This window comes from Streptomyces nigrescens, assembly GCF_027626975.1.
GTDB lineage: Bacteria > Actinomycetota > Actinomycetes > Streptomycetales > Streptomycetaceae > Streptomyces > Streptomyces nigrescens.
Genome location: NZ_CP114203.1, coordinates 4716854 through 4741386, shown reverse-complemented (window position 1 = coordinate 4741386; position 24533 = coordinate 4716854). Strand labels below are relative to the sequence as shown.

Annotated in this window: 19 protein-coding genes; 12 read left to right on the top strand and 7 right to left on the bottom strand. The window is 70.3% G+C overall.

Annotation, left to right across the window (positions count from 1 at the left end; all coding sequences use genetic code 11):
• Positions 1 to 314: 314 nt before the first annotated feature.
• Together STRNI_RS21155 and STRNI_RS21150 are read left to right on the top strand one after the other, a co-directional pair.
• Positions 315 to 1085, top strand: a complete 771-nt coding sequence (locus STRNI_RS21155) for an IclR family transcriptional regulator (protein WP_381844178.1) — start codon at positions 315 to 317, stop codon at positions 1083 to 1085.
• A gap of 104 nt (positions 1086 to 1189) precedes the next feature.
• Positions 1190 to 1612, top strand: a complete 423-nt coding sequence (locus STRNI_RS21150) for an SsgA family sporulation/cell division regulator (RefSeq protein ID WP_026170069.1) — start codon at positions 1190 to 1192, stop codon at positions 1610 to 1612.
• Positions 1613 to 1654: 42 nt separating this feature from the next.
• Here the strand turns inward: STRNI_RS21150 and STRNI_RS21145 are convergent, their stop codons facing one another.
• The gene (locus STRNI_RS21145) at positions 1655 to 3064 is read right to left on the bottom strand and encodes a YibE/F family protein (RefSeq protein ID WP_018092154.1); all 1410 of its coding nucleotides are present in this window, start codon (positions 3062 to 3064) and stop codon (positions 1655 to 1657) included.
• Positions 3065 to 3285: 221 nt separating this feature from the next.
• Between STRNI_RS21145 and thiC the strand changes: the two genes are divergently transcribed.
• Entirely contained in the window at positions 3286 to 5073 is a 1788-nt protein-coding gene (gene thiC / locus STRNI_RS21140; protein ID WP_277411808.1) for a phosphomethylpyrimidine synthase ThiC, read from the top strand.
• A 57-nt stretch (positions 5074 to 5130) separates the two neighbouring features.
• On the opposite strand, the gene STRNI_RS21135 is transcribed toward thiC, so the two are convergent.
• Positions 5131 to 5517 carry a VOC family protein gene (locus STRNI_RS21135; protein WP_018092156.1) on the bottom strand — a complete coding sequence of 129 codons (387 nt, stop codon included), beginning with the start codon at positions 5515 to 5517 and terminating at the stop codon, positions 5131 to 5133.
• Between the two features lie 177 nt (positions 5518 to 5694).
• Here STRNI_RS21135 and STRNI_RS21130 point away from each other — a divergent pair, with 177 nt between their 5' ends.
• Complete coding sequence (locus STRNI_RS21130) at positions 5695 to 6582, top strand: LysR family transcriptional regulator (RefSeq protein ID WP_277411807.1); 888 nt, start codon at positions 5695 to 5697, stop codon at positions 6580 to 6582.
• Between the two features lie 81 nt (positions 6583 to 6663).
• Here the strand turns inward: STRNI_RS21130 and STRNI_RS21125 are convergent, their stop codons facing one another.
• The 3 genes from STRNI_RS21125 to STRNI_RS21115 form a co-directional block, all read right to left on the bottom strand.
• Positions 6664 to 7554 (bottom strand): hypothetical protein, encoded by an 891-nt coding sequence (locus STRNI_RS21125; RefSeq protein WP_277411806.1) that lies wholly within the window; start codon positions 7552 to 7554, stop codon positions 6664 to 6666.
• 224 nt (positions 7555 to 7778) lie between these two features.
• Positions 7779 to 8882: a metallophosphoesterase gene (locus STRNI_RS21120; RefSeq protein WP_229838118.1), complete on the bottom strand. Its 1104-nt coding sequence runs from the start codon at positions 8880 to 8882 to the stop codon at positions 7779 to 7781.
• Between the two features lie 262 nt (positions 8883 to 9144).
• The gene (locus STRNI_RS21115; protein ID WP_037742820.1) at positions 9145 to 10245 is read right to left on the bottom strand and encodes a LacI family DNA-binding transcriptional regulator; all 1101 of its coding nucleotides are present in this window, start codon (positions 10243 to 10245) and stop codon (positions 9145 to 9147) included.
• A gap of 402 nt (positions 10246 to 10647) precedes the next feature.
• On the opposite strand from STRNI_RS21115, the gene hisC reads away from it, so the two are divergent.
• From hisC to STRNI_RS21090, 5 genes are all read left to right on the top strand, one after another.
• Entirely contained in the window at positions 10648 to 11727 is a 1080-nt protein-coding gene (gene hisC, locus STRNI_RS21110; RefSeq protein ID WP_018092161.1) for a histidinol-phosphate transaminase, read from the top strand.
• 230 nt (positions 11728 to 11957) lie between these two features.
• A complete protein-coding gene (locus STRNI_RS21105; RefSeq protein ID WP_159487329.1) occupies positions 11958 to 13466 on the top strand; it encodes a cytochrome ubiquinol oxidase subunit I in 1509 nt (502 codons plus the stop codon).
• Positions 13467 to 13475: 9 nt separating this feature from the next.
• Positions 13476 to 14477, top strand: a complete 1002-nt coding sequence (gene cydB, locus STRNI_RS21100; RefSeq protein WP_277411805.1) for a cytochrome d ubiquinol oxidase subunit II — start codon at positions 13476 to 13478, stop codon at positions 14475 to 14477.
• Between the two features lie 39 nt (positions 14478 to 14516).
• Complete coding sequence (cydD, locus tag STRNI_RS21095; RefSeq protein WP_277411804.1) at positions 14517 to 18200, top strand: thiol reductant ABC exporter subunit CydD; 3684 nt, start codon at positions 14517 to 14519, stop codon at positions 18198 to 18200.
• A gap of 193 nt (positions 18201 to 18393) precedes the next feature.
• On the top strand, positions 18394 to 20073 hold the full coding sequence (locus tag STRNI_RS21090) for a GAF domain-containing sensor histidine kinase (RefSeq protein ID WP_018092165.1): 1680 nt from the start codon (positions 18394 to 18396) through the stop codon (positions 20071 to 20073).
• A 61-nt stretch (positions 20074 to 20134) separates the two neighbouring features.
• Here STRNI_RS21090 and STRNI_RS21085 read toward each other — a convergent pair whose 3' ends face one another.
• Complete coding sequence (locus STRNI_RS21085; protein WP_018092166.1) at positions 20135 to 21064, bottom strand: HAD hydrolase family protein; 930 nt, start codon at positions 21062 to 21064, stop codon at positions 20135 to 20137.
• A gap of 155 nt (positions 21065 to 21219) precedes the next feature.
• On the opposite strand from STRNI_RS21085, the gene STRNI_RS21080 reads away from it, so the two are divergent.
• From STRNI_RS21080 to pspAB, 3 genes are all read left to right on the top strand, one after another.
• Positions 21220 to 22119, top strand: coding sequence for an LLM class flavin-dependent oxidoreductase (locus STRNI_RS21080; RefSeq protein ID WP_277411803.1), 900 nt, complete (start codon positions 21220 to 21222; stop codon positions 22117 to 22119).
• A 228-nt stretch (positions 22120 to 22347) separates the two neighbouring features.
• Complete coding sequence (gene htpX, locus STRNI_RS21075) at positions 22348 to 23247, top strand: zinc metalloprotease HtpX (RefSeq protein WP_018092168.1); 900 nt, start codon at positions 22348 to 22350, stop codon at positions 23245 to 23247.
• 65 nt (positions 23248 to 23312) lie between these two features.
• Complete coding sequence (gene pspAB, locus STRNI_RS21070) at positions 23313 to 23876, top strand: PspA-associated protein PspAB (protein WP_018092169.1); 564 nt, start codon at positions 23313 to 23315, stop codon at positions 23874 to 23876.
• 30 nt (positions 23877 to 23906) lie between these two features.
• Here pspAB and STRNI_RS21065 read toward each other — a convergent pair whose 3' ends face one another.
• Positions 23907 to 24449 carry an RNA 2'-phosphotransferase gene (locus tag STRNI_RS21065; protein ID WP_277411802.1) on the bottom strand — a complete coding sequence of 181 codons (543 nt, stop codon included), beginning with the start codon at positions 24447 to 24449 and terminating at the stop codon, positions 23907 to 23909.
• Positions 24450 to 24533: the final 84 nt, after the last annotated feature.

The window sequence follows — 24533 nt, the reverse complement described above, 5'->3', positions numbered from 1 at the left end:
CCCACCAAAGTACCCCAAATGCACCTCATCGCGACGCAGTTGGGTCCGCTGTCGAACCCCGCCCGCACAGCCCCGCTCAGCGGTGCGCGGGCGGGGTAACTCCTCCGGCTTTCGGTCTTGTGCCCCCCTCTGCCGAGTTAGAGTGCCGATCGCCGGCGTCTTCCGGACGGTGGCGTTCCGGAACACCCCGGGTGAGGCGAGCCCGGTCCGAGCGTCATCGCGGGTGCCTGGGAGGCGCGCGCGGGTCGCGGGAGTGGGTCCCGTGGCCGGGGCCCGTGCCCCACTGCGAGCGGACCTGGGGGTTTGCGTTGGCGATCGTGAACGGTGAATCCGCCTCCCATCCCACCTTGATCGGCTCGGTGCAGCGCGCGCTCCGGCTACTGGAGGCGGTGGGCGCACATGCCGACGGCGCGCCCGCCAAGCAACTGGCCAGGGAAGCCGGGCTGCCGCTGCCGACGACCTACCACCTGCTGCGGACCCTGACGCACGAGGGCTATCTCCGGCGTGAGGACGGTGTGTTCGTCCTCGGAGAGGCGGCCGAGGCCATCGGCGGGGCCGGAGCCAGGCGCCGGCAACGGGCCCATATCTCCGAGGCGCTCGCCGTGGCGGGACGGGAACTGGGTGCCGCCGTCTACTTCGCTGTCTACCGGGAGGGTGAAGTGGAGGTGGTGGCGGTGACCGATGACCCGGCACGGCCGCCGGTCACGGAGTGGGTCGACTTCCGTGCCACCGCACACGCCCATGCGATCGGGCAATGTCTGCTCGCGCAGCTCGACGAGGCAACGAGGAAGGAGCATCTGGCGCGCCATCCCGTCCAGCCGATAACGCCCTTTTCCGTGCGAACTGAGGACGATTTACTGCATCGTTTGGATACGGTGCGTCGCGGCCAAGTCGCCTACGAGCGTCAGGAATATGCCCTGGGCACGGTGTGCTCCGCTCTTCCCGTCCAGGTCGGGGCGGCCGCCGCGACGTTGGCGGTTTCCCTGCCCGTGGACGAACTGCGTCGATTGCGGTCCGTTACAGACCGACTACGGAAAATGGCGGAGGCGACACTAACGACACTCGCCTTCTCTATCAGTATCTGAAAACTCACTCCTTGTGATCTGCTGGCGCGTGGCAGACGATGGCGCCAATAGGGCTACGGGGGTTGTTTCCCGGCCATCTCCGATCAAGTGCGGGGCAGTGGTTGATGACCGACACAGTTCAGGCAGAAGTGATCATGAGCTTCGTCGTCTCGGAGGAGCTTGCGTTCCGGATTCCGGTGGAGCTGGACTTCGCCAGCGCCGATCCGTATGCCGTCCGCCTCACCTTCGATCTGCCCGGCGATGCGCCGGTGACCTGGGCGTTCGGCCGGGAGCTGCTGCTGGACGGGCTGAGCCGGCCGTCCGGTGAGGGCGATGTGCGTATCGAGCCGGCCTCCCCCGAGCACCTCAGCGATGTCCTCATCAGCCTTCAAGTCGGCGCCGAGCGTGCGCTGTTCCGGGTGAGTGCGGCGCCGCTGGTCGCCTTCCTGGACCGTACGGACCGGCTGGTCCCGCTGGGCAAGGAAGAGGTCTGCGCCACCCTGGAGGCCGTACTGGACCAGATCCTCACGGAGGCCCCGGCCGGCTGACCCGGCCCCCGTCACCCCTCCCCTGCTCCCACCTGCCCGTCATCACTGCTTACGTCGCTTGCCGCGTCCCCCACGTCGTCCCTGCCTGCCACCCGTGGGGCTCGCCGGCACGCCGCCGGTGACCCCGACAGCCGCCCCGGCTTCGGCCCCGGTCATCTGTCCGGCTCCCGCCTCGTCGCCGGTCGGCGCGCTCCGCTCCTTCCGGTCCGCCGAGACGACCAGCGCGGCCAGCAGGGTGGTCAGCGGCACCGCGGCGACCAGCCCGATGCTGCCCACGAGCGTGCGGACGATCTCCTCCGCGACCACCTCGCTCGAGGCGACCGTACCGACGCTGCTCTGTGCGATCGAGAACAGCAAAAGCAGCGGCAGTGCGGCACCCGCGTAGGCCAGCACAAGGGTGTTGACGACGGACGCGATGTGGTCCCGGCCGATCCGCATCGCGGCGCCGTACAGCTTGCGCCAGCCGGCCGACGGGTCCGCCTCCTTGAGCTCCCAGACCGCGGCGGTCTGGGTCACCGTCACATCGTCGAGCACACCCAGCGAACCGATGATGATGCCCGCCAGCAGCAGACCGCGGATCTCGATGTCCGGGTACAGACCGTGCACCAGCCCGGTCGTGTCGTCGGTGTTGCCGGTCAGCAGCGCCCAGCCGATGAACACCGATCCGAGCAGCCCGATCAGCAGCAGCGACGCGAGGGTGCCGAGCACCGCCACGGAGGTGCGGGCCGTCAGTCCATGGCACAGGTACAGCGCGATCAGCATGATGGCGCTGCCCCCGACCACCGCCACCACCAGCGGATTGGAGCCCTGCAGGATCGCCGGAAGGATGAACAGCGTCAGGACCACGAAGCTGGCCGCCAGCGCCACCAGTGCGAGCAGTCCGCGCAGTCGGCCGACGATCACCACGGCGAACGCAAAGATCGCGGCCAGCAGCCACATCGGGAGCGACCGGTCGACATCGCTGATCGAGTACTGCAGATCCTTCGGTGCCTTGGGGGAGTACGACACCACCACCTCCTGGCCGGTGGTGTAGTGGCGCAGGGCGTCCGGTGTCACCACCGTCTGGAAGGTGCGCCCCTTGTTCTCTCCGGTGGTGACTTCGATCGTCGCCTGCTGGCAGGGCTTGCCCTTGTCCGCTCCCCCGGTCGGTGGCTGCCCCGTCGGCGACGGGGGCTGGGGCTGCTGTTCGGCATGGACGTCCGCACAGTTCACCTCCGCCACTTTGACCACTCTGGCCGTCTCCGTGGGCTGGTCGAAGCCGACCCCTGACGGTTTGTGGGGCGGTGCACCGCCCGGCCAGAGCACAAACAGGCCGACCGCCACCGCGGCCGCGAACGGGATCAGTACCGCCGCGATGACCTTGCGCAGATGCCGGGAGACGGGCGCGGCAGGACCATGGCCGTGCGCATGGGAGTGCGGGGCGGAGTGGTGGTGGGACTCGTGAGCGGACACCGCCCGATCATCGCAAGAACTCAAGGGGCCCACTGTTCACCGCGCCACATCGGCCGCTACCGTGGTGGCACCTTTGCAATCGCGGGAGCTCGGAGCACCGGGCTGAGAGGGCGCTGACCTCCGTCCCAGCGGCGTTTCACGTGAAACGTCGGCGGACGGAAGCCGCTGCGTCGACCGCCGAACCTGTTACCGGGTAATGCCGGCGTAGGGAGTTGGGTCTCATGACTCTGCAGGATGCACGCACGCCCGAAAACGGTGCCAACGGTGACGAAAAGTCGCAGATCGGCTGGCACAAGGGCTACGTCTCCGGATCGCGCCCGGACCTTCGGGTGCCGGTCCGGCGGGTGCACCTCACCAACGGCAAGGACGTGACGCTCTACGACACGTCAGGGCCGTACACCGACCCCAATATCGAAACCGACGTCCGCCGTGGCCTGGCGCCGCTGCGGGAGAACTGGATCATCGGCCGCGGCGACACCGAGGAGTACTCGGGCCGCCCCCTGCGGCCGGAGGACGACGGCCTCAAGCACACCTCGCCGCGCGGCGGGCTCAAGAACCTCGACGCGGTCTTCCCGGGCCGCCCCCGTCAGCCGCGACGCGGCCGTGAGGGCGCCGCGGTCACCCAGCTCGCGTACGCCCAGCGCGGCGAGATCACCACGGAGATGGAGTACGTCGCCCTCCGTGAGAAGGTCACGCCCGAGTTCGTCCGCGACGAGATCGCGGCCGGCCGTGCGGTGCTGCCGGCCAACGTCAACCACCCGGAGATCGAGCCGATGATCATCGGCAAGAACTTCCTGGTGAAGGTGAACGCCAACATCGGCAATTCGGCGGTCACTTCCTCCATCGAGGAGGAGGTGGAGAAGATGACCTGGGCGACCCGTTGGGGCGCCGACACGGTGATGGACCTGTCCACCGGCCGCAATATCCACACCACCCGCGAGTGGGTGCTGCGCAACTCCCCCGTCCCCATCGGCACCGTCCCCCTCTACCAGGCGCTGGAGAAGGTCGACGGCAAGGCCGAGGAGCTGACCTGGGAGATCTACAAGGACACCGTCATCGAGCAGGCCGAACAGGGCGTCGACTACATGACGGTGCACGCCGGTGTGCTGCTCCGCTATGTGCCCCTCACGGCCCGCCGCAAGACCGGCATCGTCTCCCGCGGCGGTTCGATCATGGCCGCGTGGTGCCTGGCGCACCACCAGGAGTCCTTCCTCTACACGCACTTCGAGGAGCTCTGCGAGATCCTCGCCTCCTACGACGTGACCTACTCGCTCGGTGACGGTCTGCGCCCCGGCTCCATCGCGGACGCCAACGACGAGGCGCAGTTCGCGGAGCTGCGGACGCTCGGCGAGCTGAACACCATCGCCAAGCGGCACGGCGTACAGACCATGATCGAGGGCCCGGGACATGTCCCGATGCACAAGATCAAGGAGAACATCGACCTCCAGCAGGAGATCTGCGAAGAGGCGCCGTTCTACACGCTCGGCCCGCTGACCACCGACATCGCGCCCGCCTACGACCACATCACCTCCGGTATCGGCGCGGCGATGATCGCCTGGTGGGGCACCGCGATGCTCTGCTACGTCACACCCAAGGAGCACCTGGGTCTGCCGGACCGCGACGACGTCAAGACCGGCGTCATCACGTACAAGATCGCGGCGCATGCGGCGGACCTGGCCAAGGGCCACCCCGGCGCCCAGGAATGGGACGACGCGCTCTCCGACGCCCGCTTCGAGTTCCGCTGGGAGGACCAGTTCAACCTGGCCCTCGACCCGGACACGGCCCGCGCCTTCCACGACGCGACGCTGCCCGCCGAACCGGCGAAGACGGCCCACTTCTGCTCGATGTGCGGCCCGAAGTTCTGCTCGATGAAGATCAGCCAGAGCATCACCGACCGGTTCGGTGGTGACGAGGGCTCCACCCCCGAGGAGATCGAGGCGGGGATGCTGGAGAAGTCCAGGGAATTCGCGGAGAGCGGGAACCGGGTGTACCTGCCACTGGCGAACTGAGCTCCTCCCCACGGTCCCGGTCCGGTCGTCGCACCCCGGACCGGGACTTCGGCTCGGTCAGGCTGCGACGTCCTGCGGGTACCAGCGCAGTTCCACGGTGTTGCCGTCCGGGTCCTGGACGTAGATCGATATGGCGGTGCCCCGCGCGCCGAAGACCTCGATGGGGCCCCGGACGACGGAGAAGGCTCCCGACTCGATGACCTCGTCCCAGTCGAGCGGTTCCACGGTGAGACAGATGTGGTCGACGTTGGCTTCCCCGCGGGCGCCGCTGACCAAGTCGATGATGGTCTCCGGAGTGATTCTCACCGACGGGAACGGGGCCTTGCCGGACCGCCACTCCGCAACGCGTACCGGTTCCAGGCCGAGGAGTCCGATGTAGAAGTCCAGGGACCGCTCGATGTCCTCGACATTGAGGACCAGGTGGTCGAATCCGGTGACGCGCACAGTGGTCACGTTCCCTCCAGGGCAATGGCGTTGGCGGCCGGGTGGGCGACGGCCCGGGCCGGCTCGGGTTCTCATGGATGACCGGGTGGTCGCTCTCTACGATCCGCCCCCGGGAAGCCGTGATCAAGGCATGATCGAAATAAGACCGTTGAGCCGGATTCAACGCCGGGGGGCATCTTGCTGGAACGGCTGGAGACCCAGATCTTCCTGACGCTTGCCGAGGAGTTGCACTTCGGCCGGACCGCCGAGCGGCTGCGGATCACGACCGGGCGGGTCAGCCAGGTGATCAAGAAGCTGGAACGCCGGACAGGCAGCAGGCTGTTCGACCGAAACAGCCGTACCGTCCGACTCACCGCGATCGGACGGCAGTTGGCCGATGACCTGGCGCCACTGGTCGCCGCCATGGAGGGGGCGCTGCAAAGGGCGGTCGACGCCGGTTGCGGTGTGACGGGAGAACTGCGGGTCGCCTTCCTCGGCGAGTGGACGGCACCTGTGCTGCTCAGGGCGGTCGGCTTGTTCGCGGAACGTCATCCCGACTGCCGCGTCGACGTCCGGGAGGTTCAGCTGTCCAATTCCCGGGCGAGTCTGCTCGACGGCTCGATCGATATTCTCCTCGCCTCCTATCCGTTCGACGAAATGGCCTGCGGGCCGGTGTTGCTGAGGGAGAAACGGGTGCTCGCCGTGGCGGCGGGGCATCCGCTGGCCGGTGAGCGGTCGGTGTCGGTCGAGGTACTCGCGGAACACCCCGTGGTGCAGTACCCGGCGGCGACCTCAGCGGCATTCAAGAGGGACCGCACACCGGACCGCACCCCGTCGGGCAGGCCCGTGGAGAAGGGGCCCGCCGGCGGGTCGTTCTCCGAGATGCTCACCCTGGTCGCGAGGGGCAGGGGCGTCCTCCCGGTCGGGGCGTCCTCCCGGCAGTACTACCCCCGGCCGGACGTCACCTACGTGCCCCTGCACGACGCGAAGCCGATCGAACGGGGACTGGTCTGGCCGGAGGGGAACACCACGGAGCGAGTGCGCGAGTTCGTGCGGGCTGCGGCCGACCTCGCCGAGATTCCCTGAGGCCGCTTCACGCCTCTGCCCTGATGGTCGAGGACGGCACGGGCCGGCCGCTGCGGGCCCGGCCCTGACTGGCAGCCCGCCCTAATCCGGCCGGTGGTCCGGTCCGCCGTAATCCGGGCTGGTGAAGTCCGGGCTGGAGTAGCGCGGGCGGGATCCCGAGGAGCCGCTGTCGGGGCTGGTGAACTGGGGGCGGGTGTAGCCGAGGGTGGGAATGCGGCTCTCGGGGGACGTGGTGCTGCGGGAGACATAGCGGGTGGGGTCGTCGTCCGGGGTGGCGGTGGGGTCGGCGAGGGCCTCTCGGAGGAAAGGCAGCAGACCGCGCTCCAGGAGGGCGCGGCGCCAGGCCTCGCGGGCCCGGTCCAGCGCCTCGGCCGACTCCTCTGCTCTGGTGACCTGGGCGGACGCGCCGTTGCGCAGCGCCGTGACGAGCAGACCGGCCATCGAGACGAGGGTGCCCACCGCGGTCAGCGCCGCGAAGATCCAGCCGACGCTGATCAGCGGCTGGGCCAGGGATTTGTCGGGGCTGATGGCGCGCAGCACATAGCCGAGCAGGAGGAAGAGGACGGCGGCGATGCCGGCGAGCACGGGGGCGAGCACCGCGATCATGGCGGTCAGTCCGGCGCCGGTTGTTTCGGCCTCGTCCATGACCGCATCGCTGTCCGGTCCCGGTCTCCCGTCGTCGGCCGCATTCTGCTCCTCGCCGTTCGTATCGGCGACGGACGCGGTGGGCGCCGGTGCGCGCAGCTCGGCGCGGAGCTGCACATAGCGTTGGTATTCGGCCGTGGCACAGGCGGCGATGGCGGTGGTCGCGCCGAGTGCCATCGTGCGCAATTGCTCGGTGTTGAGAGGGTGTCCCGCGGCGGTGGTCAGGTCGTCCGGGCGGTATGGGGCGGTACGCAGCGCCTCATCGAGGATCCGCGCAAATTCCGCGCGATCCTCGTTCAGCAGGTGCGGAGCGCTGTTCATGTGCATCCCCCGATGCTCCGTAGGGCCGTACGGCCGGCGTTGGCCGGGCAGTGGGCGGAAACGGAGGAGAGCCTGCTACGGATAGACCGATGGTAGAGCGACTCCGGTACGGGGTGACAGAGAGTTTGCGGAAATTGAGTAATGCCTCGACCGGTTTCCGCCGGTGCCGCCCCCCGATTTCGTCCTGACCGCCCGTCGCCCGGTCCGGCGTACGACTACCCGGGCAACCCTCAGCCGGCCAGCGGGAGTTGAACGACCAAGAGCTTTCCGGCCATCGTGATGCCGCCGTCCATGGCGATGGCCAGACCGTCGGCGTAGACATGCGGACCGTCGACCGCGACGCTGTCGCTCTCGCCGTCCTCCGTGCCGACCTCGCCCAGCAGATACGGGATGGGGCTGTGGCCGTGGACGACGCGGTCGCCACCGTAGGCATCGAGGAGTTCCCGGACGGCTTCCGAGCCGGATTCGTCGCGGAAGGCGAAGCGCTTGGTGAACTTCCGGAAGAGATCCCAGACTTCATCCGCGTCGCTGCGGGTGAGCACGTCGTGGACGGTGTCGTTGACGGCCTCGATGGAGTCGCCGTATTCGAGGTAGGCGGTGGTGTCGGAGTGCACGAGCAGATGCCCGTCCTCCTCCATCACGGCGTCCAGCCGGGCCATCCACTGGAGGTGGTGGTCCTCCAGACGGTCCATATCGGTCTTCTGGCCGCCGTTGAGGAGCCAGGCCGCCTGGAAGGACGCGGTGCCGGCGCCGGACTGTACGGGGGTGTCACCGAACCGCTTGGCGCCCAGCAGCAGGAGTTCGTGATTGCCCATCAGGGCTTTGCAGTAGCCGCCGGCCGCCGCGGCCTCGGCGGAGAGCTGCATGACGAGGTCGATGACGCCGATCCCGTCCGGGCCGCGGTCGGTGAAGTCGCCGAGGAACCAGAGCCGGGCGTTGCCCGCCGCCCAGTTGCCGTCGGCGTCGATCAGGCCCTCGGCGGCCAGCGCCTCGCGCAGCTCGTCGTAGTAGCCGTGCACATCGCCGACGACGTACAACGGGCCCATGCCCTCGGGCGCGTCGGGGTCCATGGCGGGTTCGGGCACCGGGACGACCGCCGGGCGGTCGATGAGGGTGTCCGTACGACCGGGGCTGATGACCGGGAGGTCACGCGCGGTCGGGGTGTACTCCTCGGGCAGCTCGGCCGGCGGGGCGGCCGGCGGCGCAACGGGAGGCGCGGCAGGGGCACCGGCGGGCAGATGGAGCGGCGGGCCGACGGGCGGCACGGGGGACCCGGCGGGCGTGCCGGAAGGCACTCCGGGCGGCGGAGCAGGCGCCGGAGTTTCTCCCGCCATGGTCCGCACCATGGGTCCCAGACTGGCCCCCTGAGTCATCGACCCCTCCACCGTCGCGCCGCCGTGCACCTCTCGGACCTTTGCCTGGTCGACGGCGGTCCGCGGTGTCGTGCGCCCATCATAGGAATGCTGGTCGCGGGTTGTGACGCACCCGGGGGTGGTCAATCCGCCGAAGCCCGGCATTCACGGATGATTTCTCCCGTGATCACCCGGTTTTTTCCTCGTAGAAGAGAACGCCCGGTCGTCCGTATGTGGGAGCCCTTCAGTCGCAGGTCGGTCCCCGTGGCGGGCTGACGGTCGTTCTCGGTGAGCGTCGTTGGGACGAGGCACGGACGATGAGGTCGGTAGGTATCACCTGTTCGATGGGCCGGCCGTTGTCCAGTCCTTCGATGGCGTCGATGAGGATCTGGATGACGGCGGTGCCGATACGGCGCGGTTTGAGGGAGAGTGTGGTGACCGGCGGTTCGGTGGCGGCGTAGAGGGTGGACTCGCTGCAGCAGACCAGCAGCAGGTCCTCCGGCACCCGCAGACCGTAGCGCCGGGCGGCGGCCAGCAGGTCCGTGCCATTGGGGTCGAAGAGCCCGTAGACGGCGTCCGGGCGGTCCGGGCGGGCCAAGAGCCGGTCGGCGGCGACGGCCCCCGCGCACGGGTCGTGGGCCGGGTAGGACTCGTACACCGGATCCTGGCCGACCCGCTCGCACCAGTGCAGATAGGCGGTGGTCGACAGGCGGGTGTAGGTGTCGGTGGTGTTGCCCGTGAGGAGCCCGATGCGGCGGGCGCCGGCGTCGGCGAGATGGTCGAGCAGACCGAGGACGGCCGCCTCGTGGTCGTTGTCGACCCAGCCGGTGACGGGCAGTGCGCCGCCGGGGCGGCCGTCGGAGACGACGGGGATGCCGTGCCGGACGAGTTCGGTGACGACGGGGTCGCCGTCGGCGGGGTCGATGACGACGGTGCCGTCGAGAGCGACGTTGGACCACACGTCGTGACGGGAGGTCGCCGGGAGGATGACCAGCGCATAGCCGCGGGCCAGGGCCGCGGAGGTGGCGGCTCTGGCCATCTCCGCGAAGTAGGCGAATTCGGTGAAGGTGAAAGGTTCGTCCCCGTACGTGGTCACGGTCAGGCCGAGGAGCCCTGACTTGCCGGTACGGAGGGTGCGGGCGGCTGCGGACGGGCGGTAGCCCAGCCGGTCGGCCACCTCGCGGACATGGCTACGGGTGGCATCCGGAAGCCGGCCCTTGCCGTTGAGCGCGTCGGAGACAGTCGTGATCGACACACCGGCTGCGGCGGCCACGTCCCGGATGCCCGCCCGCCCCAGCCGGCGACCGGTCGACCGGCTCACCTGGTGCTTCCCTGCTGCTGTCATGGCGAGCCGATAGTAGGGCTCGTTAGGGGCATTCACGGGGGTCCACCAACGGCTGTGGAAAGGCACGTTTCTGCACGGTGATCAATCACCAATTCCCTGGAAAATAAAGGGAGTTGGCATGAATGGTGATCATTCTGCGGGAGATTTTCCGCCTTGACCTGTCGATCTGTTCCGGTCCCGAAGCGGTCCCAAGTCACCTTGACGGGGGATGCGCGCCACGGCGTAAGCCACCGGCGCGCGCCGGTTCGGGGAGCGCTCCCAGGGGGCTTTGCGCGGGCTTTCCGGGAGGGCCGTCCGGGGAGGGGAGAGGCGCCGCCGCCGGGCCGGGGCTGCCGCCGAACGGGTCAATCCTCATAAGGTGTGCAGTATTGGAGATGAGCGGACGGTCGAGGAGGACCTGCGGTGAGCGAGAAGACCCCGAGGCTGCGTGCTGCGCTGGACGGCGTTCCCACCTACAAGCCGGGCCGGCCGGCGGCGGCCGGCGGCCCCGTCACGTACAAGCTGTCCTCCAACGAGAACCCCTATCCGCCGCTGCCGGGCGTCCTGGAGAGCGCGGTGACGGCTGCAGGGTCCTTCAACCGCTACCCGGACATGGCCTGCACGGGCCTGATGGCGGAGCTGTCCGAGCGGTTCTCGGTGCCGGTGGAGCATCTGGCGACGGGCACCGGGTCGGTCGGGGTGGCCCAGCAGCTGGTCCAGGCGACGTCCGGGCCCGGCGATGAAGTGATCTACGCCTGGCGTTCGTTCGAGGCGTACCCGATCATCACCCAGGTTTCCGGTGCCACGTCCGTGCAGGTCCCGCTGACCTCCGGCGAGGTGCACGACCTGGACGCGATGCTGGCCGCGATCACCGACCGGACCCGGTTGATCTTCGTCTGCAACCCCAACAACCCCACCGGCACCGTCGTACGCCGGGCCGAGCTGGAGTCCTTCCTGGACCGGGTGCCGGGCGATGTGCTGGTGGTGCTGGACGAGGCCTACCGCGAGTTCATCCGGGACGCCGAGGTGCCGGACGGTATCGATCTCTACCGCGACCGTCCCAATGTGTGCGTGCTGCGGACCTTCTCCAAGGCGTACGGCCTGGCGGGGCTGCGGGTCGGCTTCGCGGTGGCCCATGAGCCGGTGGCCGCGGCGCTGCGCAAGACGGCGGTGCCGTTCGGTGTCAGCCAGCTTGCGCAGGAGGCGGCGGTGGCGTCGCTGCGCAGCGAGGCGGCGCTGCTGGAGCGGGTCGACGCGCTGGTGGCCGAGCGGGCGCGGGTGGTGGACGGTCTGCTCGGGCAGGGCTGGACGGTGCCGGAATCGCAGGCCAACTTCGTCTGGCTGCGGCTGGGGGACCGTACGGTCGACTTCGCCGCGGCCTGTGAGCGGGCCGGTGTGGTCGTGCGGCCGTTCCCCGGCGAGGGGGTGCGGGTGACGATCGGCGAGAGCTCGGCGATGGATCTGTTCCTGCAGGCTGCGGAGGAGTTCCGCAAGGCGCTGTAAACCGTCGTCAGGACGCCGTACCGAGGCCGTGGGTCTGCCGACCCGCGGCCTCGGGCCGTTTTGGCGCGGACGTGACCGCAGTCACGTACCCCCCGGGGATTGGCCGAAAAGTCATAGGAGATAATTGCTTGTGAATGTGAACGCGTTCACAAGCACATCCGTTATGCGCCTTTTATTGGGTGCATAAGGGGCATTGCCGTGGTGCCACACGGCGACGTAAGGAGCACGACATGGAACTGGCGTTGGCGCCAGAGACTCTGGCGCGATGGCAATTCGGCATCACGACCGTCTACCACTTCCTGTTCGTCCCCCTGACGATCTCCCTCGCCGCTCTGGTGGCCGGACTCGAGACCGCATGGGTACGCACGGGTAAGGAGAAGTACCTCAAGGCCACCAAGTTCTGGGGCAAGCTGTTTCTGATCAATATCGCGATGGGTGTCGTCACCGGCATCGTCCAGGAGTTCCAGTTCGGGATGAACTGGTCCGACTACTCGCGGTTCGTCGGTGACGTCTTCGGTGCTCCGCTGGCCTTCGAGGCGCTCATCGCGTTCTTCTTCGAGTCCACCTTCATCGGCCTGTGGATCTTCGGCTGGGACAAGCTGCCGAAGAAGATCCACTGCTTCTGCATGTGGATGGTCTCGATCGGCACGATTCTCTCGGCGTACTTCATCCTGGCGGCGAACTCCTGGATGCAGCACCCGGTCGGCTACAAGTACAACGCCGCGAACGGCCGTGCCGAGCTGACCGACTTCTGGAAGGTGCTGACGCAGGACACCACCCTGGTCGTCGTCTTCCACACCCTGACCGCGGCCTTCCTGACCGGTGCCGCGTTCATGGTCGGCATAGCCGCCTTCCATCTGATGCGCAAGAAGCACATCAAGGTCATGCGGACGTCGCTGCGGCTCGGGCTGATCACGCTGGTGATCTCCGGCGTCCTCACCGCGGTGAGCGGTGACGAGCTCGGCAAGGTGATGTTCAAGCAGCAGCCGATGAAGATGGCCGCCGCCGAGGCGCTCTGGGAGACGGAGAAGCCGGCGCCGTTCTCGGTCTTCGCCTACGGGGATGTCGACGAGGGCCACAACAAGGTCGCCATCGAGGTGCCCGGTGTGCTCTCCTTCCTCGCCCACAACGACTTCACCTCACCGGTCCCCGGCATCAATGACGTCAACCGGGCCGAGCAGCAGAAGTTCGGGCCCGGTGACTACCGGCCCAACATCCCGGTCGCCTACTGGGGCTTCCGCTGGATGATCGGCTTCGGGATGTCGTCGTTCGCCATTGGGCTCGCCGGGCTGTGGCTTACCCGTAAGAAGTTCTGGCTGGCGCCGGGGCTGCGCACGGGCGACGAGGAACCACCCCGGCTCGCGCTCACCAAGAACAAGGAGCTCGGTGCCCGCCTGAGCAAGTGGTACTGGTCGCTCGCCTTCGTCACCCTCGGCTTCCCGCTCCTCGCGAACTCATGGGGCTGGATCTTCACCGAGATGGGCCGCCAGCCCTGGGCCGTCTACGGCGTGCTGCGCACCTCGGACGCGGTCTCCCCGGGCGTCTCGCAGGGCGAGGTCCTCACCTCGATGATCGTCTTCACCACGCTCTACGCGATCCTCGCCGTGGTCGAGGTCAAGCTGCTGGTGAAGTACGTCAAGGCCGGCCCCCCGGAGCTCACCGACTCCGACCTCAACCCGCCCACCAAGATCGGCGGCGACAGCACGGACGCCGACCGGCCGATGGCCTTCTCGTACTAGGAGGCGACTGTGCAACTCCACGACGTCTGGTTCGTCCTTATCGCCGTTCTCTGGACCGGGTACTTCTTCCTCGAAGGATTCGACTTCGGAATCGGCGTCCTCACCAAGCTCCTCGCCCGTGACCGGCAGGAGAAGCGGGTACTGATCAACACCATCGGGCCGGTCTGGGACGGCAACGAGGTCTGGCTGATCAGTGCGGCCGGTGCGACCTTCGCGGCCTTCCCCGAGTGGTACGCCACCCTCTTCTCCGGCTTCTATCTGCCGCTGCTGCTGATCCTCATCTGTCTGATCCTGCGTGGTGTCGCCTTCGAATACCGCGTCAAGCGGACCGGGGAGCGCTGGCAGCGGAACTGGGAGAACACGATCTTCTGGGCCTCGCTGCTGCCCGCGGTGCTGTGGGGCGTGGTCTTCGGCAACCTCGTACACGGAGTCAAGATCGACGCCCACAAGGAATATGTGGGGAGCGTGCTCGATCTGCTGAACCCGTACGCGATCCTCGGTGGCCTGGTCACGCTGGCCCTCTTCACCTTCCACGGTGCGGTGTTCGCCTCGCTCAAGACGGTGGGCGACATCCGGGAGCGGGCGCGCAGGATGGCGGCCGTCCTCGGACCGATCGCCGCGGTGCTGGTGGTCGGCTTCCTCGGCTGGACCCAGGCCGACCAGGGCGACGGCAGCAGCCTGATCGCCCTGATCGTGGCGGTGGTCGCACTGGTCGCGGCGCTGGGGGCCAACCGGCTCGGGCGCGAGGGCTGGGCGTTCACCTTCTCCGGCATCACCATCGTGGCCGCGGTCGTGATGCTGTTCCTGACGCTCTTCCCGAACGTCATGCCGTCGACGCTGAACGAGAGCTGGAACCTCACCGTCAGCAACGCCTCGTCCAGCCCCTACACCCTGAAGATCATGACGTGGGGTGCCGCTTTCGCCACACCGCTCGTGATGCTCTACCAAGGGTGGACGTACTGGGTGTTCCGTAAGCGCATCGGCACCCAACACCTGGCCAAGGCCCACTAGTTGAGCTGCCGCCCCTCGGGGCGGCCTCAGCAGGATGGAATGTTTCACGTGAAACCCGTCGACCCGCGTCTGCTCCGCTACGCCCAGGCCACCCGCGGCTTCCTGATCGCGGTGGTGGTGCTCGGGCTTGCCGGAGCGGGCCTGGTCGTCGGCCAGGCGATGCTGATCGCGGAGGTCGTGGTCGGTGCGTTCCAGCACGACCTCGCGGTCAGCGCCCTGACCACACCCCTGATGCTGCTCGCCGCGGTCTCCGTGGGACGTGGCCTGGTCTCCTGGCTCACCGAGCTGGCCGCCCATCGCGCCGGCGCGGCGGTCAAGTCCGAGCTGCGGATGCGGCTGATCGAGCGGGCGGCGCGGCTGGGGCCCGGCGCGGTGATCGGCCGTACGGACGCCGCCGCGCAGGTCCCGGATGCGTACGGCGCGGAGGCGGCCGGTGCGGGTGCCGCTGCCGGCACCCTGGAGATGCGCACCGGCGAACTCACCGCCCTCGCCACCCGGGGCATCGACGCCCTGGACGACTACTTCGCCCGCTACCTGCCGCAGTTGGGGCTGGCGGTCGTCGTTCCCCTCGCGGTGCTGGCCCGGATCGTCACCGGCGACTGGATCTCGGCGCTCACGATCGTGATCACCCTGCCGCTGATCCCGCTGTTCATGATCCTGATCGGCTGGGCCACCCAGTCGCGGATGGACCGTCAATGGCGGCTGCTCGCCCGGCTGTCGGGCCACTTCCTCGATGTCGTCGAGGGCCTGCCCACCCTCAAGGTCTTCGGCCGGGCCAAGGCCCAGGCCGCCTCCATCCGGTCCATCACCGGTGAATACCGCCGGGCGACGCTGCGCACGCTGCGGATCGCCTTTCTCTCCTCCTTCGCGCTCGAACTCCTCGCCACCATCTCCGTCGCACTGGTCGCGGTCGGCATCGGTATGCGGCTGGTGCACGGTGAACTCGACCTCTACACCGGGCTGATGGTGCTGGTGCTGGCCCCCGAGGCGTATCTACCGCTGCGGCAGGTCGGGGCGCAGTACCACGCCGCGGCCGAGGGGCTCTCGGCCGCGGAGGAGATCTTCGCGGTCCTGGAGACCCCGCTGCGCACGCCCGGCACCGCACCCGCGCCGCGGGGCACCGCGCTGGCCGTCGAGGAACTGGTGGTCCGCCACCCCGGGCGGAGTGCCGACTCGCTCCCCGCGACCTCGTTCGAGGTCCGGCCCGGCGAGACCGTCGCGCTGGTCGGGCCCTCCGGTGCCGGCAAGACCACCCTGCTGAGCGTGCTGCTCGGCTTCACCGAACCGTCCGAGGGCCGGGCCCTGGTCGACGGCCGCGACATCGCGTCCCTCTCCCCCGAGAGCTGGCGGCAGCGGATCGCCTGGGTGCCGCAGCACCCGCATCTGTTCGCCGGCACCATCGCCGAGAACGTACGGCTGGCGCGGCCGGACGCCGATGACGCCGCGGTGCGCACGGCCCTGGGGGACGCGGGCGCGCTGGACTTCGTCGACGCGCTCCCGGACGGTACGGCGACCCGGCTCGGCGAGTCCGGCGCCGGGCTCTCCGCAGGTCAGCGCCAGCGCCTCGCGCTCGCCCGCGCCTTCCTCGCCGACCGCCCGATCCTGCTCCTGGACGAGCCCACCGCGAATCTGGACGGCGCCACCGAGGAGGCGGTCGTCGCCGCGGTCCGCCGGCTTGCTGCCGGCCGTACGGTCCTGCTCGTCGTCCACCGGCCGGCGCTGCTGGCGGTGGCGGACCGGGTGGTGCGGCTCCCGGACCCGGCGGCCGGGGACGTGCTGACCGGAGCGCCGAGCGCGGTGCGGCGCGCCGCTGCGGACGCGTCGGTGGCGGTGCGCCCGGAGACGGCCGGGGACTCGGCTTCCGGGAAGGGAGGCTCCGCCGGGGCCGCGGCCGTGGACCTCGCGTCCGACGCCGCTCTCGATACGTCCCGTGACTCCGCCCGCGGTGCCGCGCTCACCCGGCTGCGGCGGCTGGCCCGTGCCCATCGGGCGCAGTTCGCGTGGGCGCTGCTGCTCGGGAGCCTTGCGCTGGGCAGCGCGGTGGGCCTGATGGCGACCTCCGGCTGGCTGATCTCGCGCGCGGCGCAGCAGCCACCGGTGCTGTATCTGATGGTGGCGGTGACCGCGACCAGGGCGTTCGGCATCGGGCGGGCGGTGTTCCGGTACGCCGAGCGGCTGGTCGCCCATGACGCGGTGTTCCGGATGCTCGCCGAGGTACGCGTCGCCGTCTTCCGGCGGCTGGAGCGACTGGCGCCGGCCGGGCTCAGGGAGCGCAGCCGTGGCGATCTGCTGTCGCGGCTGGTGGCCGATGTCGATGCGGTGCAGGACTACTTCCTGCGCTGGCTGCTGCCCGTCGGTGCGGCGGTGCTGGTCGGTGCCGGCGCAGTCGGCTTCACCGGCTGGCTGCTGCCGGAGGCCGGTGCGATCCTCGCCGCCGGGCTGCTGCTCACGGGGGTGGGCGTGCCGGCGCTCTCCGGTGCGCTGGCCCGCCGTACGGAGCGCCGGCTGGCACCGGCCCGCGGACGGCTCGCCACCCGGGTCGTCGAGATGCTCACCGGTACCGCCGAGTTGACGGTGGCCGGCGCCCTGGGGGCCCGTACGGAATCGGTGCGGTGCGCGGACCGGGATCTGACCCGGATCGCCTCCCGCTCGGCCGCCGTGGCCGGGACCGGCGCCGGGCTGTCGGCGCTGCTGTGCGGGCTGACGGTCGCGGCGTCGGCGGTGGCCGGTGTCCAGGCCGTGCAGACGGGCCGTTTGACGGGGGTGGCGCTGGCCGTCGTCGTGCTGACTCCGCTGGCCGCGTTCGAGGCGGTGACGGGGCTGCCGCTCGCCGTGCAGTACCGCCGGCGCACCCGGCACGCCGCCGAGCGGGTCTTCGAGGTGCTGGACGCGCCCGCGCCGGTGTCCGAGCCGGTCACCCCGGCCGCCGCTCCCGGGACGCCGTTCCCGCTGGCCGTACGGGAGCTGACCGCGCGCCACCCGGGACAGGACCGGCCGGCGCTGGACGGCGTCGGCTTCACCCTGACGGCCGGGCACCGGCTCGCCGTCGTCGGTGCGTCCGGCTCCGGGAAGACCACGCTGGCGCAGGTGCTGCTGCGCTTCCTGGACGGGGAGTCGGGCACCTACACGCTGGGCGGCACGGAGGCCCGGGAGATGGCCGGTGACGCGGTGCGGCGGCTGGTGGGGCTGTGTGCGCAGGACGCGCACCTCTTCGACAGCTCGCTGCGGGAGAACCTCAGGCTCGCCCGTCCGGACGGGCGGGGTGCCGGGGACGACGCCGACCAGGACCTGTGGGACGCGCTCGCGCGGGCGCGCCTCGCGGACTGGGTGCGGGGGCTGCCCGCCGGCCTGGACACGATGGTCGGGGAGCGCGGCGCCCGGCTGTCCGGTGGCCAGCGGCAGCGGCTGGCTCTTGCCCGTGCGCTGCTCGCGGACTTCCCGGTGCTCGTCCTGGACGAGCCCGCCGAGCATCTCGACCTGGCCACCGCCGATGCGCTGACCGCGGATCTGCTGACCGCGACGGAGGGCCGTACGACGGTGCTGATCACCCACCGGCTCACCGGTCTCGACGCGGTCGACGAGGTGCTGGTCCTGGACCGCGGGCGGGCCGTGCAGCACGGGACGTACGCGGAGCTGGCCGCGGCCGACGGCCCGTTCCGGCGGATGCTGGAGCGCGAGCGGGCGGTGGACGCGGCGTACGGCGAGGCCCAGCCGGTGGCGTAGGGCGGGGGCCGGCCGGTGGCGTGTGGCGGTCCGGCCGGTGGCGTACAGCGGCCTGGCCGGTCGCCGTCCTGGCAAACATGGACTTTCCCCGGAAAACGGCCCTTATTAGGCTCATGGCATGGCAGCCACGGCAGGACCCCCCTCAGACCCCAGGGACCTCGGGAGCGGTGGCCAGGGCGCGGTCCCCGACCCCATGGACGCCGCCACCGAGGCGACCCGCAGTCTGCGGGGTCTGTCGTCCGAGCTGACCGCCCGGGTGCCGCAGCTGCTGGAAGCGATGCGCACGGTCGGTGCGGGGCTCGATCTGCATGTCACCCTCGACCGGATCGTGGAGACCGCCGCCGAGCTCGCCGACGCCCGCTATGCGGCGATCGGGATCATCGACGAGGCGCGCGAGGGGCTGTCGGACTTCGTGACGTACGGCGTGACCGCGCAACAGCACGAGCGGATCGGCGCACTGCCCGACGGCCACAAGGGACTGCTCGGTGCGCTCATCCACGATCCCAAGCCGCTGCGCCTCGACGACCTCACGAAGGACGCCCGCTCGGCCGGTTTCCCGCCGGGGCACCCGCCGATGCGGACGTTCCTCGGGGTGCCGATCCGCGTCCAGGGCGACATCTTCGGCAATCTCTATCTGACGGAGAAGCGCGACGGCGGGGTGTTCAGCGAGGAGGACCTGCACATGGTGCGGGTGCTGGCCACCGAGGCCGGTATCGCTATCGGCAACGCCCGGCTGCATGCGGCGACCCGGCAGCGGGAGCGGTGGATCGACGGATCCGTCGCCGTGACCACCGAACTCCTCGCCGGCAGCGATGTCGACGATGCGCTCGCGGTGGTCGCCGAGCAGGCCCGGAAGCTGGCGGACTCGGCGGCCGGCATCGTGCTGCTGCCCGATGAGGAGGGCGGTCTGGAGATCGTCGCGGTGTCGGCGGACGAGCCCGCCGGGATCATGGGGACGCAGATTCCGACCGACAGCCCGGTGGTCGAACAACTCCTGGCCGGGGAGCCGGTGTTCGTGGACGACTCGGCCACCGATCCGCGCATGGTCACCGATATCGCGCAGCGCTTCGGCCCCAGCATGATGCTGCCGCTCAAGAGTGGCGGCCGGGTGCTGGGCACCCTCGCGACACCGCGGGCCCGGGGCGCCCGCCCGTTCACCGGTGCCGAGCGGACGCTGGCCACCCAGTTCGCGGCGCAGGCCGCGCTGGCGCTGGTGCTGGCCGACGCCCAGCGCGACCGCGAGCGGCTCGCCGTCTATGAGGACCGCGACCGGATCGCCCGTGACCTGCACGATCTCGTCATCCAACGGCTGTTCGCGACGGGCATGATGCTGGAGAGCGCACAGCGCAGGACCGTCGTGCCGGAGGTGGCCCATGGCGTCGGCAAGGCCGTCGACGAGCTGGACGTGACCATCCAGGAGATCCGGACCGCGATCTTCGCCCTCCAACAGGGCCCGGCCGAGGCGCCGTCCGGGCTGCGGACCCGGGTCCTGCGCGAGATCGGCACCGCCGCCGTACCGCTCGGCTTCCAGCCGTCGGCCAGTTTCGTCGGCCCGGTCGACTCCCGGGTCGGCGAGCTGACCGGAAAGAACCTGATCGCCGCGCTGCGTGAGGCGCTCTCGAACGCCTTCCGGCACGCCCAGGCCTCCCGGATCGAGGTCGTCGTCGACGCCACGGTCCGGCTGCCGGACGGCACCGACGGCGTCCGTCTCACCGTCGCCGACGACGGCATCGGCATCCCGGACGGCGGCCGCCGCAGCGGGCTCAGGAACCTCGCCAACCGGGCGGAGGCGCTGGGCGGCTCCAGCACGTACGGCCCGGGGCTCGGCGAGGGCGGCACGGGCACGATGGTGCAGTGGGAGGCGCCGCTGTGAGGCGCTATGGGAGACCACGGCCGACGGCCTCGCGGGCCGGGCAGGACGAGGCGGAGGCGCCCTAGAGGTGGCCGTCCTGCAGGATCCGCTCGATGACGGCGGCGACACCGTCGTCGTTGTTGGACGCGGTACGGCGCGTCGTGGCGGCCAGCACATCCGGATGCGCGTTGGCCATGGCGTACGAGGTGCCGGCCCAGGACAGCATCGCTATGTCGTTCGGCATGTCCCCGAAGGCGACGACCTCGTCCGGCGCGATCCCGCGCTCCGCACAGCAGCGGGCGAGGGTGCCGGCCTTGCTCACGCCGGGCCCGCTGATCTCCAGGAGGGCGGTGGGGCTGGACCGGGTGAAGGTCGCCAGACCGCCGGCGGCCGTACGCGCCAGGGTGAGGAAGGCGTCGGGGTCCAGCTCGGGGTGGTGTGCGAGCAGCTTGATCACGGGCTGGTCGGGGAAGGCGGGGCGGTCGGTGCCGCCGGCCGGGCCGTCCGCCTCGGTCTCCTCCGGGCCCAGCGGCGGGACGAAGTCGTCGGCGAGCAGCTTCTCCGCCGGTGCGACGACCGCGGCCGGGTCGAGGAGAAGGGGCGGGTACTGCGGTTCGTAGTGGATGCCGCCGGTGCGCTCGACCGCGAACGAGGTACCGGGCGCGGCGCTGCGCAGCGCGTCCACGATCTGACGCGCGGTGGTCCGCTCCAGGGGGCTGACCTCGACGATCCGGCCGCCGCGGTGCAGATCGACGACGGCCGCGCCATTGGCGCAGATCGCCAGGCCGTGACCGTGCACATGGTCGCTGACCACGCCCATCCAGCGGGCCGGGCGTCCGGTGACGAAGAACACCTCGAGGCCGGCCCGCTCCGCGGCGGCGAGCGCGGCGATCGTGCGGTCGGAGACCGTCTTGTCGTCGTGCAGCAGCGTGCCGTCGAGATCGGTGGCGATCAGCCGGGGCGCAACGGCCGTTTCGGGCGCCCGGGACGGTGGGGCGGAGGCATCAGTCACGGGGCCATCTTCCCGTACCGCTGTGCACAGGCGTGCGGTGGGTTGCGCGCATGAGCCCGCGCGCCGCCGGGTCGAAGGCCTACGGGCAGGCGGGCGCAGCCGTCCGGAGCGCTGAGGAGAATCGTCCGGCCCTCGGACGGCCGTACGCTCGGAGTATGCGACTGAGCACCCTGATACTCCCCGTCCGCCGCTGGTCCGAAGGCGGGCGGGAGGTGTGGCAGCGCGCCGAGGAGCTGGGCTTCCACGCCGCGTACACCTATGACCACCTCTCGTGGCGGAGCTTCCGTGACCAGACCTGGTTCGGCGCCCTGCCGACGCTGACCGCGGCCGCGTCCGTGACCTCCCGGATGCGGCTGGGCACCCTCGTGACCTCGCCGAACTTCCGGCACCCGGTCACCCTCGCCAAGGAACTGATCTCGCTCGACGACATCAGCGACGGCCGGATCACGCTGGGCGTCGGCGCCGGCGGCAATGGCTTCGACGCCACCGCGCTCGGCCAGGAGCCCTGGGCGCCGCGGGAACGGGCCGACCACTTCGACGAGTTCGTCGCGCTGCTGGACCGGCTGCTGAGCCAGGACGTCGTCTCCCACGAGGGCGCGCACTACTCCGCGCACGAGGTGCGCAACATTCCCGGATGTGTGCAGCGGCCGCGGCTGCCGTTCGCGGTGGCGGCCACCGGCCCGCGCGGGCTGAAGCTGGCCGCCCGTTACGGGCAGGCCTGGGTGACGACCGGCGATCCCAAGGTGTCGAACGGGGGCGGCACCCCGGCCGAGTCGCGTGAGGCGATCCGCGGGCAGCTCGAACGTCTGGGGAAGGCCTGCGCCGACCAGGGCCGCGACGTCGCCGACCTGCAGAAGATCATGCTGACCGGCTTCACCCCGGACCGTCCGCTGGACTCGGTGGACGCCTTTGTCGACTTCGCCGACCGCCACGCCGAGCTGGGCATCGACGAACTGGTCCTCCACTGGCCGATCGCCGATTCCCTCTTCGAGGCCGATGTCGCGGTCTTCGAGCGGATCGCCACGGAGGGGGCGGCGCAGCTGGCCGCCCGGTAGACGGGCCCCGGCCCCGCGCTCCACAGGGGGCCGGGGCTCCCCTGCCGGTGCTCCTCCCCGTGCGCCCGACGCGCCGGGCCGTCTCCTGGCCTGGGCTTTACCCCGCATATAGCCCTGAAGAGGGAGAATCGGGACAGCGGCGCAGTGCGCGGCACGCGGCGCGCGGTGCGAAGACGGCGCGCGGGCGGGCCGGCGCACTGCGCGGAGTGCGGCGTGTGTGGAGGAGCCATGGCACAGACCCGATTCGCCCCGGACCGCGGGCTGACCTCACGCATGGTCATGACGATGTTCTTCATCGGACTGCTGTACGTCGTGGTCGTCGGCGTGCTGGTGGTGCTGCTCAAGGGCGCCTGGGTGGTGGTACTGCTGATCGCCGGTGCCCTGTTCGTCGCGCAGTTCTGGTTCAGCGACCGGATCGCGGCGTTCAGCATGGGCGCGCGCGAGGTCACCCCGGAGCAGGCGCCCGAACTGCACGGTGCCGTCGACCGGCTGTGCGCGCTGGCCGATATGCCCAAGCCGCGGGTCGCGATCGCCGAGTCGGATGTGCCGAACGCGTTCGCCACCGGCCGCGGTCAGAAGAACTCGCTGGTGTGCGCCACCACGGGGCTGCTCCGGCGGCTGGAGCCGGCGGAGCTGGAGGGGGTGCTGGCCCACGAGCTCTCGCATGTCGCACACCGCGATGTCGCCGTGATGACCATCGCCTCGTTCCTCGGCGTACTGGCCGGGATCATCACCCGGGCCGCCCTGTGGAGCGGTATCGGCCGCAACAACCGGGACCAGAACACGGCCATCGCCGTGCTCATCGTGACCGCGGTGAGCGTGGTCGTCTACGCGATCAGCTTCCTCCTGACCCGGCTGCTGTCCCGTTACCGCGAGCTGTCCGCCGACCGGGCCGCCGCTCTGCTGACCGGCCGGCCGTCGGCACTGGCCGCCGCGCTGACCAAGGTCACCGGTCAGATCGCGAGGATCCCGACCGAAGACCTGCGCAAGGCCCAGCCGTTCAACGCCTTCTACTTCGCCCCCGCGTTCAACAAGGAGAGCTTCAGCAGGCTGCTGTCCTCGCACCCGACGCTGGAACAGCGGCTGGACCAGCTGGGCCGGATCGCGGCCGAGCTGGGGCGGGCGTGAGGCACGGTGCGCGCGGGGTGCGGCCGTTGACCGACCGGCCGTGACGATCAAGGAGCAAGCAGCACATGGGATTTCTGGACGCCATCCTCGGCCGCAGCAAGCCGGTCCGCCCCGACCTCGACCAGCTCTTCGCGCTGCCGTCCGCCGCGGTGACCCTGCAGGCCGCGGCCGGATTCGAACCCACCGGCCTGGGGTCGGTGTGCTTCGCGAGCGTCGAGGGCGGGGCGTTCGCACGTATCCAGGAGGAGGCACGGTCCCTGCTGGACGGCTCCGTGGAGTTCACCCAGGACACCTACGGCTATACCTGGCTGCTCGTGCGGCATCCGCCGGAGGACGTGGCGGGCCTGGTCAACGACCTGCATGCGGTCAACACGTCCCTGGAGGAGGCGGGCTTCGGTCCGCAGCTGCTGTGTTCGCTGGTCGGCTTCCGCGATGACCGGCAGCGGTCGCTGGCGCTGGTCTACCTCTACAAGAGGGGCACGTTCTACCCCTTCGCGCCGCAGCGCGACGGTGGCGAGAAGCGCGACAACCCGCTGGAACTCCAGGTGCGGGCGATGCTCGGGGACGATCTGACGATCGAGAAGGACCTGGCGCGGTGGTTCCCGGTATGGGGTGCTCCGGGGCTCTGAGCCGGGCCCTGCCCTACGGGCGTGGTGGTTTCAGCCCGGGAAACGCAGGAACTGGGCCGGTACGCGGTTGGTGAGCCAGACCCCGTTGGCGCTGACCCGGAAGACATGGCCGGCGCGGTGCATGGCGCCCGCGTCGACCGTCAGGACCACGGGCTTGCCGCGTCGTGCGCCCACCCGGGTCGCGGTCTCGCGGTCGGGGGAGAGATGGACGGCGTGCCGCGACATCGGCCGCAGCCCCTCGTCCCTGATGGCGGCCACACTGCGGGCCACCGTGCCGTGGAAGAGATGGGCGGGGGGCACGGCCGGCGGCAGATCGAGGTCGACCGGTACCGAATGGCCCTGGTTGGCGCGGATCCGGTCGCCGTCGATGGCGTAACGCTGCTTGTCGTTGCCGGCGACCACTGTCGCCAACTCGGCCCGGGTGAAAGGGAACCCGTGCCGCGCGGCCGCTGCCATGAGCTCGGCCACGGGCACCCAGCCCTGGGCGTCGAGGGTGATCCCGATCCGCTCCGGTTCATGGCGCAGATGCTTCGCCAGATACTTCGAGAGGCGCACGGAACGCTGGTCGTTCATGTCTCCAGAGTGCCGCGCAGGGCGTGCGGCGGCATCTGAATTCCCGGCCGGGGGTACTGCGGGACCCCACAGCCCCCGGGCCTG